A 14,113-nucleotide genomic window follows, 5' to 3' on the forward strand; every position below is an offset into this window, starting at 1 on the left:
ACGCGATTGGGGTCACCGCCTAGCATTTCCGATGAGCAGCCACCCCGCCCGCGCACCCTGCCGCGAGCCCGAACCGAGGAGCCGCGTTGTCCGCCAGCGTCCCCGTCGAAGCCCCCGCCCCGACCGTCGCGGTCGCGGCCGGCACGTCGGCCTTCGACGCACTGCACGACGCCGGGATCGAGCTCAGCGGCCCGCGGGGCGCCGTGGTCGTGCGCGACGCCGACGGCGCGTTGCGCGACCTGGCCTGGGCGCCCGAGGCCGACACCGTCGTCGAGCCGGTGTCCGCCGACTCGCCGGACGGGCTGGCCGTCATGCGGCACTCGGCGGCGCACGTGATGGCGCAGGCCGTGCAGGACCTCTTTCCCGGCACCCTGCTCGGCATCGGGCCGCCGATCGAGGACGGCTTCTACTACGACTTCCTGCCCGACCGCCCGTTCACCCCCGAGGACCTGACCGCGATCGACAAGCGGATGGGCGAGATCATCAAGGCCGGGCAGCGCTTCGCGCGACGTCCCGTCAGCGACGACGAGGCGCGGGCGGAGCTCGCCGGCGAGACCTTCAAGCTCGAGCTCATCGGCCTGAAGTTGACCGCGTCCGGCGAGGAGGCGACCGAGGTCGGCGACGGCGGCCTGACCATGTACGACAACCTCGACGCCAAGTCCGGCGAGCGCGTCTGGACCGATCTGTGTCGCGGGCCGCACCTGCCGACCACGCGCCGCATCCCGGCCGTCAAGCTCACCCGCAGCGCGGCCGCCTACTGGCGCGGCAGCGAGAAGAACCCGCAGCTGCAGCGCATCTACGGCACGGCGTGGGCCACCAAGGACGACCTGAAGGCCTACCAGCAGCGGCTGGAGGAGGCGGCCAAGCGCGACCACCGCAAGCTGGGCGCCGAGCTCGACCTGTTCTCCTTCCCCGACGAGATCGGCTCGGGCCTGCCCGTCTTCCACCCCAAGGGCGGCGTCCTCAAGCGCGAGATGGAGGACTACGTCCGGCGCCGGCACATCGAGGACGGCTTCGACTACGTCGGCACGCCGCACATCGCGAAGGAAGAGGTCTTCTACCTCTCCGGGCACCTGCCCTACTACGCCGAGGGGATGTTCCCGCCGCTCGACGTCGATGGCAGCGCCTACCGCCTCAAGGCCATGAACTGCCCGATGCACAACCTGATCTACCGGTCGCGGGGTCGGTCGTACCGCGACCTGCCGCTGCGGTTGTTCGAGTTCGGGCACGTGTACCGCCACGAGAAGTCCGGCGTCGTGCACGGCCTCACCCGCGTGCGCGGGTTCGCCCAGGACGACTCGCACTCCTACGTCACGCCCGAGCAGGCACCGGACGAGATCCGGATGCTGCTCGACTTCATCCTCGGGCTGCTGCGCGACTTCGGGCTCGACGAGTTCTACCTCGAGCTGTCGACCCGCGACGACTCCAAGCCGGACAAGTTCGTCGGCTCGGACGAGGAGTGGGCGCTGGCCACCGAGGTGCTGCGCGACGTGTGCGTGGCCAGCGGGCTCGAACTGGTGCCGGACCCGGGCGGCGCGGCCTACTACGGCCCGAAGGTGTCGGTGCAGGCCCGCGACGCCATCGGCCGGACCTGGCAGCTGGCCACCATCCAGTACGACTTCAACCAGCCGCGCGGTTTCGAGCTGGAGTACCAGGCGGCCGACGGGTCGCGGCAGCGTCCCGTGATGATCCACTCGGCGAAGTTCGGGTCGATCGAGCGCTTCATCGGTGTGCTGACCGAGCACTACGCCGGTGCGTTCCCCGCGTGGCTCGCTCCGGTGCAGGCCGTCGGCATCCCCATCACCGACGAGCAGGTCGACTACCTCTATGACGTGGCCAGGGTGTTGAAGACGCACGGCATCCGCGTCGAGGTGGACTCCTCCGACGACCGCATGCAGAAGAAGATCCGCACCGCGCAGAAGCAGAAGGTGCCCTTCATGCTGATCGCCGGCGAGAAGGACGTCGAGGCCGGGGCGGTGTCCTTCCGCTACCGGGACGGCTCGCAGCGCAACGGCATCCCCATCGACGAGGCGGTCGAGGAGATCGTCTCGACGGTCGCGCGGCGCTGGAACGGCTCGCCGTCGGCCGAGATGTATGCCTGACGACGACGCGCCGACCGACGGGTCGGACGAGACGGTCGAGGTCGAGGCGGCCGCGGAGTTCGCGGGGGAGCCGGACGGCTCCGGGCGGTTGTGGACGCCGCACCGGCTGGCCTACATCAAGGGCGAGAACAAGCCCGTCAACGACGACGAGGGCGCGGGCTGCCCCTTCTGCTCCGCACCGACCCGATCCGACGAGGACGCGCTCATCGTCGCGCGCGGCGAGCACGTCTACGCCGTGCTGAACCTGTACCCCTACAACTCGGGGCACCTCATGTCGGTGCCGTACCGACACGTCGCCGACTACCCCGACCTGACCGGCGAGGAGACCGTCGAGCTCGCGCAGTTCACCCAGCGCGCCATGACTGTCTTGCGGGCGGCGCTCGGCCCGCACGGGTTCAACCTCGGCATCAATCAGGGCGCCGTGGCGGGCGCGGGCATCGCCGCCCACCTGCACCAGCACGTCGTGCCGCGGTGGGGCGGCGACACCAACTTCATGCCCGTCGTCGGTCACACGCGGGTCATTCCGGAGCTCCTGGCCGACGCCCGTACCCAGCTCGCCGAGACCTGGCGGACACTCCCGTGACCCTGCACCTGCGCGGCGTCTTCCTGCCCGACGAGACCGAGCGCGACGCCTGGGTCGTCGACGGCGCCCTGACCTTCGAGCGGCCCGCCGGCGATGCCGACACGATCGCCACCGGCGGCTGGGTCATCCCCGGGCTCGTGGACGCGCACTGCCACATCGGGCTGGCGCCCACCGGTCACGTACCCCAGGTCGAGGCCATGGTCGAGCAGGCCCTGCTCGACCGCGACTCCGGGGCGCTGCTGCTGCGCGACGCCGGGTCACCGGTCGACAACCGCAGCATCCAGCAACGCGACGACCTGCCCCGTCTCATCCGCGCCGGGCGGCACATCGCCCGACCCAAGCGCTACATCCGCGAGCTCGGCGTCGAGGTCGAACCCGATCAGCTGGTCGCCGAGGTCGAGCGGCAGGTCGCCGCGGGCGACGGCTGGATCAAGATCGCCGCCGACTGGATCGACCGCTCCGTCGGCGACCTCACCCCCACCTTCCCCGACGACGCGCTCGCGGCGGCCATCGGCCGGGCCCACGAGCTGGGCGCCCGGGTGGCCGCCCACGTGTTCGGCGAGGACGCCCTGCCGGGCCTGATCGCGGCCGGGATCGACTCCATCGAGCACGGGACCGGCCTCACCGACGACCTCATCGCCGCCGCGAAACAGGCCGGCAGCGCGGTCGTCCCCACCCTGATCAACATCGACAACTTCCCGCAGATCGCCCTCGGTGGGGCCGCCAAGTTCCCGGTGTACGCGGCGCACATGCGCTCGCTGTTCGCGTCGTCGCGGGAACGGATCCGCTCGGCCTGGGAGGCGGGGGTCCCCGTCTACACCGGCACCGACTCCGGCGGTTCGCTGCCGCACGGGCTGGTCCGCAGCGAGGTCCTGGCCCTCATCGGGGCGGGCATCCCGCAGGCCGAGGTCATCGCCCAGGCGTCCTGGCGGGCCCGGACGTGGTTGGGGCTGCCCGGCCTCGACGAGGGGGCACCGGCCGACCTCGTCGTCTACGACACCGACCCCCGCACGGACCTGTCCGCCCTCATGTCGCCCCGTCGCATCGTGCTCCGCGGCGCCGTCGTGGCCTGAGGCGCAGGCCCGCCGATTGCTGTTCCGGGGGCCGGGTCTGGCAGAATGACCCGCTGAGCACCGGCTGACCCGCGGACCCTCTCCCCGCGCCTCGGCCAGTCCATCCGGACGTCTCGTCCCCCGGTGTGCCCCACCCGGTGGCGACGCGCCCACCCAAGACAAGTCTGGAGCACCACGAACGTGGCCACGAAGATCAAGCTCACCCGCATCGGCAAGATGCGCGAGCCGCACTACCGCATCGTCGTCGCGGACTCGCGCAACAAGCGCGACGGCCGTTCGATCGAGACGATCGGCGAGTACCACCCCAAGAACGACCCGTCGGTCATCAAGGTCGACGGCGAGCGCGCCGCCTACTGGCTCGGCGTCGGCGCCCAGCCGACCGAGGCCGTCGCGGCCATCCTGAAGGTCACCGGCGACTGGCAGAAGTTCAAGGGCCTGCCCGCCCCCGAGCCGATGAAGGTCGCCGAGCCCAAGCCCGACAAGCAGGCGCTGTTCAACGCCGCGCTGGCCGAGGCCGACGGCGGGTCGAGCGAGAGCTCCGGTTCGGCCACCACGCCGAGGAAGAAGGCCGCGAAGGCCGCCCCGAAGACCGACGACGCCGACAGCGCCCCGGCCGAGGCCAGCGCGGACGCCCCGGCGGAGAGCTGACGTGCTCGAGGAAGCCCTCGAGCACCTCGTCAAGGGCATCGTCGACCACCCGGACGACGTCCGGGTGGACATGATCGACAACCGGCGCGGCCAGCGTCTCGAGATCCGGGTCCACCCGGAGGACCTCGGGCGCGTCATCGGCCGCAACGGGCGCACCGCCAAGGCGCTGCGCCAGGTGATGAACGGCGTCGGCGGCAAGGGCATCCGCGTCGATGTCGTCGACGTCGACCGCCGCTGACCTGCTGGTCACGGTGTCGCAGGACCTGATCGCCGTCGGGCGCATCGGACCGGCGCGCGGCGTACGCGGGGACGCGTTCGTCGAGCCCTGGACCGACGCGCCCGACGAGCGTTTCGCTGCTGGCTCGGTGCTGCGGACCGACCCGTCCGACGCCGGCCCGCTGACCGTCGAGCGGGTCAACCTCAGCGGCGCCAAGATGGTGCTGCACTTCGCCGGGTTCGACACCCGCGAGGCCGTCGAGGCCCTGCGGGGCGTGCGGCTCGTCGTGGCCGCCGAGGACCGGCCGGCCATCGAGGACCCCGACGAGTTCTACGCCAGTGACCTCGTCGGCTGTGCCGCCCGCACCGTGAGCGGTGTCGAGCTCGGCCCGGTGGCCGACGTGCTCGACATCGCCGGTGCCGACTACCTCGTGCTGCACGTCGACGGCGTCGAACGTCTCGTGCCGTTCGTCCGCGAGGTCGTGCCCGAGGTCGACCTCACCACGCGGGTCGTCACCGTCGACCCGCCCGAGGGCCTGTTCGACCTGTGAGCGGCGCCTCCACCGGGCCTGCCCTGCGGCTCGACGTCGTCACGATCTTCCCGGACTACCTCTCGCCGCTGCGGCAGTCGCTGCTCGGCCGCGCGATCTCCGGCGGGCTGGTCGACGTGGGCGTGCACGACCTGCGCCGGTGGACCGACGACGTCCACCGGACGGTCGACGACACCCCCTACGGCGGTGGTCCGGGCATGGTCATGCTCCCGGAGCCCTGGGGACGTGCCCTGGACGAGCTCGCCCCACCCGGGCCGGTGCAGCCGCGCCTCGTGGTGCCCACCCCCGCCGGCGCCCCGTTCACCCAGGCGACCGCGGCGCGGCTCGCCGCCGAGCCCTGGCTGCTGTTCGCGTGCGGTCGCTACGAGGGCATCGACGCGCGCGTCGTCGAGTACGCGGCGGAACGCATGCCGGTCGAGGAGATCTCGCTCGGCGACTACGTGCTGTCCGGGGGAGAGGTCGCGGTGCTGGTCATGGCCGAGGCCATCAGCCGCCTGCTGCCCGGGGTGCTGGGCAACAGCGAGTCCGCCGTCGACGACTCCTTCGCCGCCGGTCCGGCCGGCCTGCTCGAGGCCCCGGCCTACACGAAGCCGGCGTCCTGGCGGGGTCACGAGGTGCCCGGGGTGCTGCTGTCGGGAAACCACGGGGCCATCGCCCGCTGGCGGGCCGAACGCAGCCGCGAACGCACCGCCGCCCGCCGCCCGGACCTGCTGGGCTGAGCCCGGCGGATTCGGACCGGGGCGGCCGATATGGCATCATCGTGGGGTTGCCTACCGACGGACGCCGTCGGCCGCGGCACCCACCCGATGCTTACGCACGCCACCGACTGACGAGAGCGATATCCCGACATGAACACCCTCGACACCCTCGACGCCGCATCGCTGCGCACCGACGTTCCGGACTTCCGGCCCGGTGACAGCCTGAAGGTCCACGTCCGGGTCATCGAGGGCAGCCGCTCGCGTGTCCAGGTCTTCCAGGGCGTCGTCATCCGCCGCCAGGGCGGCGGCATCCGTGAGACGTTCACGGTCCGCAAGGTCAGCTTCGGCGTCGGCGTCGAGCGCACCTTCCCGGTGCACACCCCGGTCATCGACAAGATCGAGGTCGTCACCCGCGGCGACGTGCGCCGCGCCAAGCTCTACTACCTGCGTGACCTGCGCGGCAAGGCCGCCAAGATCAAGGAGAAGCGCGAGCCCGTCGCCCGCTGACCCGCGCGCGACCGCACTCCCACCGCCACATGGCCGAGCCGCGCGAACCGGATCCCGACGTGCCCGAGCAACCGGCCGACGCGGCGCACGCGACGTCCGGCGAGCCGGACGGACGGGCATCCGACGTCGCCTCCGCCCACGATGCGGACGCCGGCCCGGCCGACGGCACCGCCGGCGAGGCGCACAGCGTTGATGCGGCTGCCGGTGACCAGCAGTACGGGCGTCACTGGTACGGCCGGCGCCGCAGCAAGCCCCGCAAGCCGCGACGCAAGGCCCCGTGGTGGGAGCTGCCCGCGCTCGTCGTGCTGGCGATCGGCATCGCCATCCTCGTCAAGAGCTTCGTCGTCCAGCCGTTCTTCATCCCGTCCGACTCGATGGAGAAGACGCTGCACGGCTGCCCCGGGTGCCACGGCGACCGCATCCTGGTGAACAAACCGATCTACGACTTCCGCGACCCGCACCCCGGCGACATCGTGGTGTTCCACGACCCCAAGCAGTGGGGGTCCGACGAACCCACCTCCAAGCCGCCGAGCAACCCCGTGGTGCGGGCCGTACGCGGCTTCGGCCAGCTCGTCGGCTTCGTGCCCCCGGACGGCCAGGTGCTGGTGAAGCGGGTCATCGCGACCGGCGGGCAGACCGTCAAGGGTGACGCCGAGGGCCACGTCATGATCAGCACCACGGGGCCGCAGGGCAGCTTCCGCACCCTCAAGGAGCCCTACGTGTACGCGCCGAAGGCCGAGGGTGCGCAGTCCGCGTTCGGCCCCGTGACCGTGCCGAAGGGGCGGCTCTGGGTCATGGGTGACCACCGCACGGACTCCGCCGACTCGCGCTACCACTGTTCGGCCGACGGCCAGTCCGGCACCAGCGACGACCTGAACTGCGACGCCACCGAGAGCACCGTTCCCGTCGGCAACGTGATCGGCAAGGCCTTCGTCATCGCCTGGCCACCGTCGCGGTGGCGCACGCTCGGCACCCCGTCGGACTTCACGAGCGCCGCGCAGGCGGCCGGGCCGGCGCTTCCCGGGCTGGCGTCCGCGGCCATGGTCCTGCCCGTGTTCGTGGTCCGGCGCCGACGGCGCCGGTGAGCGGCCCGATCCCCCGGGTGGGCGGCCGGCTGCTGCTGGTCGACCCCGACGAGCGGGTGCTGCTCATCCACGAGCGCATCGACGACGGCACCACGCACTGGCTCACGCCCGGAGGGGGTGTCGAGGCCGGCGAGGACCCGCGTCACGCGGCCGCCCGCGAGGCCGTCGAAGAGGTCGGCCTGGCCGTCGAGCTCGCTCCCGATCAGCCGGCCGTCCTGACCACCCGCCGGCTGTGGTCGTGGGGCGACCGGGTCTGGGACCAGACAGACCACTTCTACCTGGCGCGGGTCGACCGTGACCCGGCCATCCGCCCGCAGGGCCTCACCGCCATCGAGCGGCAGACCGTGCTCGGCCACGCCTGGTGGACGGTCGGCGAGTTGCGCGTCACCGACGAGGTGCTGCTGCCCCCCGACCTCGGCGACGTCCTGGACCGCGTCCTGCGCCCGGACGGCGCGCCGGGCCGCGGGTAATCTCGGAGCCGTCATGGCACGAGCACTCCCCGTGGGCGGAACCACCGTTCGACCGCCGCGTCTCGTCGTACGTCGGGACGGTCCGCTCCGCGGCTACGAGTCCGCGCTCGCCCGGGCCGGCTTCGACCTCGTGGCCGGCGCCGACGAGGCCGGACGGGGGGCCTGTGCAGGGCCGCTGGTGGTCGCCGCGTGCATCCTGCCGCCCGGACGGCGTGGGCGTATCGACGGACTCGACGACTCCAAGGTCCTTACCGCCGCGACCCGCGAACGCCTCTTCGTCCGCATCCAGGCCCGTGCCCTGGCCTACTCCGTCGTCGTCATCCCCGCGACCGAGATCGACGCCTACGGCGTGCACGTCGCGAACCTGGCCGGCATGCGACGGGCCCTGTGCACGCTCGAACCGGCCGCGCAGTACGCGCTCACCGACGGCTTCCCCGTCACCGGGCTCGGCATGCCCGCGACCGCCGTGTGGAAGGGCGACGCGACGATCGCCTGCATCGCCGCGGCGTCGATCCTGGCGAAGGTGACGCGGGACGCCATCATGACGCGCATGCACGACGAGTGGCCGGCCTACGAGTTCGACCAGCACAAGGGCTACATCACGCCGGCGCACGCCGCGGCGCTGTCCGCGTCCGGTCCCTGCCCCGAACACCGCCGCCGCTACGTGAACGTCCGGCGCGCCCTGCGCGGCCTGCAGCCGGTGGTGGACAATCCAGGGGCGACGGCCCCGATCGACCGGCTCCCCGACGGCGACGCCCCGACCGACCTGACCATGGAGATCGCATGATTCGACACCGCGCAGCGGACACCGGACGGGGCGTGGCCGAGTGAGCACCGAGGATCTCGAGAACTACGAGACCGACATGGAGCTGCAGCTCTACCGCGAGTACAAGGACATCGCGGCGCAGTTCAGCTACGTGGTCGAGACCGAACGGCGCTTCTACCTGACCAACGACGTCGACCTCGTCCCGCGCAACACCGACGGCGAGGTCTACTTCGAGCTCACGATGCGCGACGCCTGGGTGTGGGACATGTACCGCCCGGCGCGCTTCGTCAAGACCGTTCGGGTCGTGACCTTCAAGGACGTCAACATCGAGGAGCTCGACAAGCCGGATCTTGCCCTGCCCGACAAGGGCGGGTTCAACGGTGGTGGCTTCGACTCCTGAGTCCTCGGCGGCCGGGCCGATGCCCGAGGCCGAGGCCTACCTGCTGTTCGAGCGGCTGCGCTGGCAGGGCCGCGCCCCCGACTGCCCGCACTGCGGCGCGACTGAGCGCGGGTACGTGCTGAACACGGTCGACGGGTCGGGCAGGCGCACGCGGACCGGCGTGCCGACGGCGCGCCGGTTGTGGAAATGCGGTGCCTGCCGGCGCCAGTTCTCGGTGCTCACCGGCACGGTGCTGCACGGCACGCGGGTCCCGTTGCCGGCCTGGGTGGCGGCCGTCCAGGTCCTGTTCGCCGGCGGGTCGGTCTCGAGCAGCGACCTCAGCCGGGCGACGGGTTTCGGCCGCGAGGCGGCGCGGCACGTGCTGGCCCGGTGGGCGGCGGCGTCCGAGTGCATCCCGCAGCACGTCGCGCGACCCGACGGCCGTGGGTCGGACAGCGGTGGGTCGGACAGCGGCGGGTCGGCCGAGGCCGCGTTGGCGGCCCTGCTCGCGATCCCCGCCCCGGACGCGGAGCGGGTGCGCGACCTGACCCCGTCACGGCGGCGCCCGCGCCGGCAGCACGGGCCGCGGCTGGACCTCGGACGGGACTGACGCCACGACGCCTACGCGCGGGTCGAGGTGCCGTGGGTGCGTCACGCCACCCTGAGGTCGCCGTCCACAGGCGGACACTGCGTTGCCGCGGTGCGCCCGCGACTCGGCCAGGCTCGGGGCATGCGGGTCAAGGATGCCGTCGGGCGGTACGGGGAGCAGGTCGCCGTCGAGCACCTGCGGGCAGCGGGTGTCCAGATCCTGTCCCGGAACTGGCGTTGCCGGGACGGCGAGCTGGACGTCGTCGGCCTGGACGACGGCGTGGTGGTCTTCGTCGAGGTCAAGACGCGTTCCTCGGCTGCGTTCGGCGTTCCCGCCGAGGCCGTCAACCGGGTCAAGCGGCAACGCATCCGGCGCCTGGCCGTCCAGTGGTTGGCCGAATACCGCGACACCCTGGGCAGCTACACCGAGCTGCGCTTCGACGTCGTGTCCGTGCTGCGGCACCGCGCAGGGCCGCCGGACGTCACGCACCTGCGATCGGCGTTCTGATGGGCCTGGCACGCACTCGCGCCGTCTCGCTCACCGGTGTGCAGGGCGAGCTCGTGGAGATCGAGTGCGACATCGCATCCGGCCTGCCCGGGCTGTCGTTCACTGGGCTGCCCGACGCCTCGGTCATGGAGTCCCGCGACCGGCTGCGGGCGGCGCTGCACAACTGCGGCATCGAGTGGCCCAACCGCCGCATCACCGTCGCCTTGCTGCCGGCCGACGTACGCAAGGTGGGTTCGCGCTACGACCTCGCCGTCGCCATGGCCGTCCTCGCCGCCGCCGGGACGGTGCCGGCCGCGGCCGTCGCGGACACGGCGTGGATCGGGGAGCTGGGCCTGGACGGCGCGCTGCGGCCCGTACGGGGCGCGTTGCCGAGCGTGCTCGCCGCTCGACGTTGCGGTGTCCGGCGGGTGGTCGTGGCGTCGGCCAACGCGCACGAGGCTGCGTTGGTCGACGGCATCGAGGTGCGCTCCGCCGAGCGGCTCGTCGAGGTGATCGACTTCCTCACCGGGTCGGGCCCGGCCCTGCCGGCCGCCGAGCCCACGAGGGGCACCCCGGCGTCCGCGGTCGGCGGCCCGGATCTCGCCGACGTCGCCGGCCAGGTGGCGGGCAAGCGCGCGCTGGAGATCGCCGCGGCGGGCGGCCACCACCTGTTCCTCATCGGTGCGCCGGGGGCGGGCAAGACGATGCTCGCCGAGCGGCTGCCCGGGCTGCTGCCGGTCCTCGACGACCGCGCCGCGTTGGAGGTGACCGCGGTGCACTCGGTCGTGGGGCTGTTGCGCCACAACCCCGAGCTCGTCCGGCGGCCTCCGATGCAGGCGCCCCACCACACCGCGTCGATCGCTGCTCTCGTCGGCGGCGGGTCGAACATCGCCCGCCCGGGTGCGATCAGCCTCGCGCACCACGGCGTGCTCTTCCTGGACGAGGCGCCGGAGTTCTCCACCAGCGCGCTCGACGCGCTGCGCCAGCCGATCGAGAGCGGTGAGGTCGTGCTGCACCGGCAGGGCGGCGCCGTGCGCTACCCGGCTCGGTTCCAGCTCGTCCTCGCGGCCAACCCGTGCGCCTGCGCCCGCCGGCCCGCCGACTGCGAGTGCCCGCCGCATGTTCGTCGACGCCACCAGCAGCGGCTGTCCGGGCCCTTCCTGGACCGCATCGACCTGCGGGTCCAGGTCGAGCCGGTCCTGCACGCCGACCTGTTCGACGACGGCTCACAGCGCGAGGCGAGCGCTGTCGTGGCCGCGCGGGTCGCGGACGCCCGGTCTGCGGCGGCTTTGCGGTGGGCCGACGTGGGGCATCGCACCAACGGCACCGTGCCGGGGCCGGTGCTGCGCTCGGCGCGCTGGCGGCCGCCACCGTCCGTCACGCGTTCCCTGGAGTCCTTCCTGGAGCGCGGGACGATCAGCGCCCGCGGCTTCGACCGGGTGTTGCGCCTGGCCTGGACCCTCGGGGATCTCGCCGGGCGGGACCGACCGGTGGCCGAGGATCTCGGCGAGGCCATCTACTTCCGGACGGGTCAGGTCGAGTCGTGGGCGGCGTGACCCTTCCGGCCGCGTGTCCGGGCGGACCCGACGCAGCCTTGGGCGACGACGGGAGCAACGCCGTGGGTGACGACCTGAGCAACGCCGTCCGTGACGACGTGGGCGACGACGTGCTGCTGGCCCGCGCGTACCTCAACCGGGTGGCCGAAGCGACGTGCATCCCGTTGTGGGATTTCGTCCGGTGCGAGGGTCCGGTGGCCGCGGCCGCGGCGATCCGGTCAAGTTCGGAACCACAGGACTTGACAGCCTTCGTCGGCGCCCGACGTCATAGCGCCGATCCGCACGCCGACCTCGTCGCGGCCGAGCGGTTCGGCCTGCGTCTGGTCGTGCCCGAATCCGCGGAGTGGCCGCACTTCGCGCTGGCCTGCCTCGAGCAGACCGGCCTGGCCCGGCTCGCCGAGTACCGCGCCGGCAAGACCGTGCACGACAAGAACGGTGAACGCGTCCCGCCGCTGGCGTTGTGGGTACGCGGGCCGGGGAAGCTGCGGTCGCTGGCCGTCCGGTCGGTGGCCGTGGTGGGCGCCCGGTCGAGCACCCCGTACGGCGACCAGGTCGCCGGCGAACTGGCGTACGGCCTGGCGAGCAAGAGCTTCACGGTCGTGTCGGGTGGCGCGTACGGCATCGACGGCGCCGCTCACCGCGGTGCGCTCGCCTCGGGAGGCGAGACGGTCCTCGTCTCCGCCGCCGGGCTGGACCGCGTGTACCCGGTCGCGCACGAGCCGCTGTACCGCCGGGTCGCCGAATCGGGTCTGCTGGTGTCGGAGAGCCCGCCCGGTTCGGCGCCGCACCGTCAGCGCTTCCTCACCCGCAACCGGCTCATCAGCGCCTTCGGCACCGGGACGGTCGTCGTCGAGTCGGCCCGCCGTTCCGGGGCGCGCAACACGGCCATCCACGGCGAGAAGCTGGGCCGGCCGGTGATGGCCGTACCGGGTCCGGTGACCTCGGCCATGTCGGTCGGCAACCACGCGTTGATCACCGAGGGCACGGCGCAGCTGGTCACCTCGGTCGCCGACGTCGTGTCCGTCATCGGATCCATCGGCGAGCAGGCCACGGCCGAGCAGGCCGAGCTGCCGGTCGACACGCGTTCGGCGCGGCGCCATCAGCTGCTGGACGTGCTGGACTCCCTCGACGACACCACCCGCCGCGTGTACGAGGGCTTGCCCGCCCGGCGGCCCGTGTCGATCACCGACCTGGTCCAGACGTCCGGGCTGCCGCCGAGCAGGGTGCTCGGCGCGGTGCCCGTCCTGCTGCTGCACGGGCTGGCGGAAGACACCGGGGAGGGGGTGCGCCGAACCCGGCTCTGACCGTCGAGGCCGCCATCCGCGCGCCGGCGACGCACCGCCTGCGCCGCCCGCGCACCGCCTGCGCCGCCCGCGCATCGCCTACGTGCCGCCCACGCGCAGGCCGCGTGCCGCCCGCGCGCCGCCTTGACCTGGGTGGCGGCGTGCACGACCGTCGCCGTATGACCGCGAACCGGGCCGGCGAGGGTCGCGCAGCGACCGGTGCCACCGGCGGGCACGGGGCCGCCGAGCTACGCGCTGCCCTTCCGCCCGGGTTGGCGGCAGCGGCCGACGGCTTCGAACGCCACCTCCGCCTCGAGCGCAACCGGTCCGACCACACCGTGCGTGCCTACCTCGGCGACCTGGTCGGCTTCCTCGACCACCTGGCCACCCTCGGCGGTCGGTCGGCGCGCGACGTCGACCTCGCCACGCTGCGCAGCTGGCTGGCCCTGCAGCGCACCGGGGGAGCGGCCAGGTCGAGTATGGCCCGCCGCAGTTCGGCGTTGCGGGCGTTCACCGCCTGGGCGCGGCACGCCGGCCTGTCGCCCGACGACCCGGGCCAGTCCCTGGCCAGCCCGAAGGCGCACCGCACCCTGCCGGCCGTGTTGCGGGCCGACGAGGCCGAGCGGCTCATGACCGCCGACCCCGCCGACGCCCCAGAGCCCGTGTTGCTGCGCGACCGGCTCGTGGTCGAGCTGCTCTACGCCGCGGGCGTCCGGGTCTCCGAGCTCGTGGGTCTCGACGTCGACGACGTCGACCGCCACCGTCGGGTGCTGCGCGTGCTGGGCAAGGGCAACAAGCAGCGCACCGTGCCCTACGGCCTGGCCGCCGACCGCGCGCTCGACGACTGGCTGGCGCGCGGGCGCCCCGCCCTGGTCCGCGACGGGTCCGGTCCCGGGCTGCTGCTCGGCACCCGTGGCGGCCGCCTCGACCAGCGCACGGTGCGGCGGATCGTGCACGAGCGCGTGCGCGGCGTCGACGGCGCGCCGGACATCGGGCCGCACGGCCTGCGCCACACGGCGGCCACCCACCTGCTCGAAGGCGGTGCCGACCTGCGCAGCGTGCAGGAGGTGCTGGGCCACGCCGACCTCAAGACCACCGAGCGCTACCTGCACGCCGTCCGC

General features: G+C 73.1%; 17 protein-coding genes. All 17 read left to right on the forward strand.

Annotation, left to right across the window (positions count from 1 at the left end; all coding sequences use genetic code 11):
* The first annotated feature begins 86 nt into the window (after positions 1–86).
* A complete protein-coding gene (gene thrS, locus ACFFCA_RS15885) occupies positions 87–2,102 on the forward strand; it encodes a threonine--tRNA ligase (RefSeq protein WP_375486508.1) in 2,016 nt (671 codons plus the stop codon).
* Positions 2,095–2,685: an HIT domain-containing protein gene (locus tag ACFFCA_RS15890; RefSeq protein WP_375486509.1), complete on the forward strand. Its 591-nt coding sequence runs from the start codon at positions 2,095–2,097 to the stop codon at positions 2,683–2,685. Before thrS ends, ACFFCA_RS15890 begins: the two co-directional genes overlap by 8 nt.
* Positions 2,682–3,758 (forward strand): amidohydrolase family protein, encoded by a 1,077-nt coding sequence (locus ACFFCA_RS15895; protein ID WP_375486511.1) that lies wholly within the window; start codon positions 2,682–2,684, stop codon positions 3,756–3,758. Before ACFFCA_RS15890 ends, ACFFCA_RS15895 begins: the two co-directional genes overlap by 4 nt.
* 180 nt (positions 3,759–3,938) lie before the next feature.
* Complete coding sequence (rpsP, locus tag ACFFCA_RS15900; RefSeq protein ID WP_375486513.1) at positions 3,939–4,406, forward strand: 30S ribosomal protein S16; 468 nt, start codon at positions 3,939–3,941, stop codon at positions 4,404–4,406.
* Between the two features lies 1 nt (position 4,407).
* The gene (locus ACFFCA_RS15905) at positions 4,408–4,644 is read left to right on the forward strand and encodes an RNA-binding protein (RefSeq protein WP_375486515.1); all 237 of its coding nucleotides are present in this window, start codon (positions 4,408–4,410) and stop codon (positions 4,642–4,644) included.
* On the forward strand, positions 4,619–5,173 hold the full coding sequence (rimM, locus tag ACFFCA_RS15910; RefSeq protein WP_375486517.1) for a ribosome maturation factor RimM: 555 nt from the start codon (positions 4,619–4,621) through the stop codon (positions 5,171–5,173). Before ACFFCA_RS15905 ends, rimM begins: the two co-directional genes overlap by 26 nt.
* Before the next feature lie 23 nt (positions 5,174–5,196).
* The gene (trmD, locus tag ACFFCA_RS15915) at positions 5,197–5,892 is read left to right on the forward strand and encodes a tRNA (guanosine(37)-N1)-methyltransferase TrmD (RefSeq protein WP_375486541.1); all 696 of its coding nucleotides are present in this window, start codon (positions 5,197–5,199) and stop codon (positions 5,890–5,892) included.
* 129 nt (positions 5,893–6,021) lie between these two features.
* A complete protein-coding gene (gene rplS, locus ACFFCA_RS15920) occupies positions 6,022–6,378 on the forward strand; it encodes a 50S ribosomal protein L19 (RefSeq protein ID WP_375486519.1) in 357 nt (118 codons plus the stop codon).
* Between the two features lie 29 nt (positions 6,379–6,407).
* Positions 6,408–7,463: a signal peptidase I gene (gene lepB, locus ACFFCA_RS15925; RefSeq protein ID WP_375486521.1), complete on the forward strand. Its 1,056-nt coding sequence runs from the start codon at positions 6,408–6,410 to the stop codon at positions 7,461–7,463.
* Positions 7,460–7,933, forward strand: a complete 474-nt coding sequence (locus ACFFCA_RS15930) for an NUDIX hydrolase (RefSeq protein WP_375486523.1) — start codon at positions 7,460–7,462, stop codon at positions 7,931–7,933. The genes lepB and ACFFCA_RS15930 overlap by 4 nt, the downstream gene beginning before the upstream one ends.
* A 13-nt stretch (positions 7,934–7,946) precedes the next feature.
* Positions 7,947–8,720 (forward strand): ribonuclease HII, encoded by a 774-nt coding sequence (locus ACFFCA_RS15935; protein WP_375486525.1) that lies wholly within the window; start codon positions 7,947–7,949, stop codon positions 8,718–8,720.
* Between the two features lie 40 nt (positions 8,721–8,760).
* Positions 8,761–9,099, forward strand: a complete 339-nt coding sequence (locus tag ACFFCA_RS15940) for a DUF2469 domain-containing protein (protein ID WP_375486527.1) — start codon at positions 8,761–8,763, stop codon at positions 9,097–9,099.
* Complete coding sequence (locus tag ACFFCA_RS15945; protein WP_375486529.1) at positions 9,083–9,688, forward strand: transposase; 606 nt, start codon at positions 9,083–9,085, stop codon at positions 9,686–9,688. Before ACFFCA_RS15940 ends, ACFFCA_RS15945 begins: the two co-directional genes overlap by 17 nt.
* A 120-nt stretch (positions 9,689–9,808) precedes the next feature.
* Positions 9,809–10,174, forward strand: a complete 366-nt coding sequence (locus ACFFCA_RS15950) for a YraN family protein (RefSeq protein ID WP_375486531.1) — start codon at positions 9,809–9,811, stop codon at positions 10,172–10,174.
* Positions 10,174–11,709: a YifB family Mg chelatase-like AAA ATPase gene (locus ACFFCA_RS15955; protein WP_375486533.1), complete on the forward strand. Its 1,536-nt coding sequence runs from the start codon at positions 10,174–10,176 to the stop codon at positions 11,707–11,709. Before ACFFCA_RS15950 ends, ACFFCA_RS15955 begins: the two co-directional genes overlap by 1 nt.
* 62 nt (positions 11,710–11,771) lie before the next feature.
* A complete protein-coding gene (gene dprA / locus ACFFCA_RS15960; RefSeq protein WP_375486535.1) occupies positions 11,772–13,013 on the forward strand; it encodes a DNA-processing protein DprA in 1,242 nt (413 codons plus the stop codon).
* A 158-nt stretch (positions 13,014–13,171) separates the two neighbouring features.
* Positions 13,172–14,113 (forward strand): tyrosine recombinase XerC (locus ACFFCA_RS15965; RefSeq protein WP_375486537.1); only part of this gene is annotated, 942 nt, incomplete at its 3' end.

The organism is uncultured Jatrophihabitans sp. (assembly GCF_964252635.1).
Classification (GTDB): Bacteria; Actinomycetota; Actinomycetes; order Mycobacteriales; family Jatrophihabitantaceae; genus Jatrophihabitans.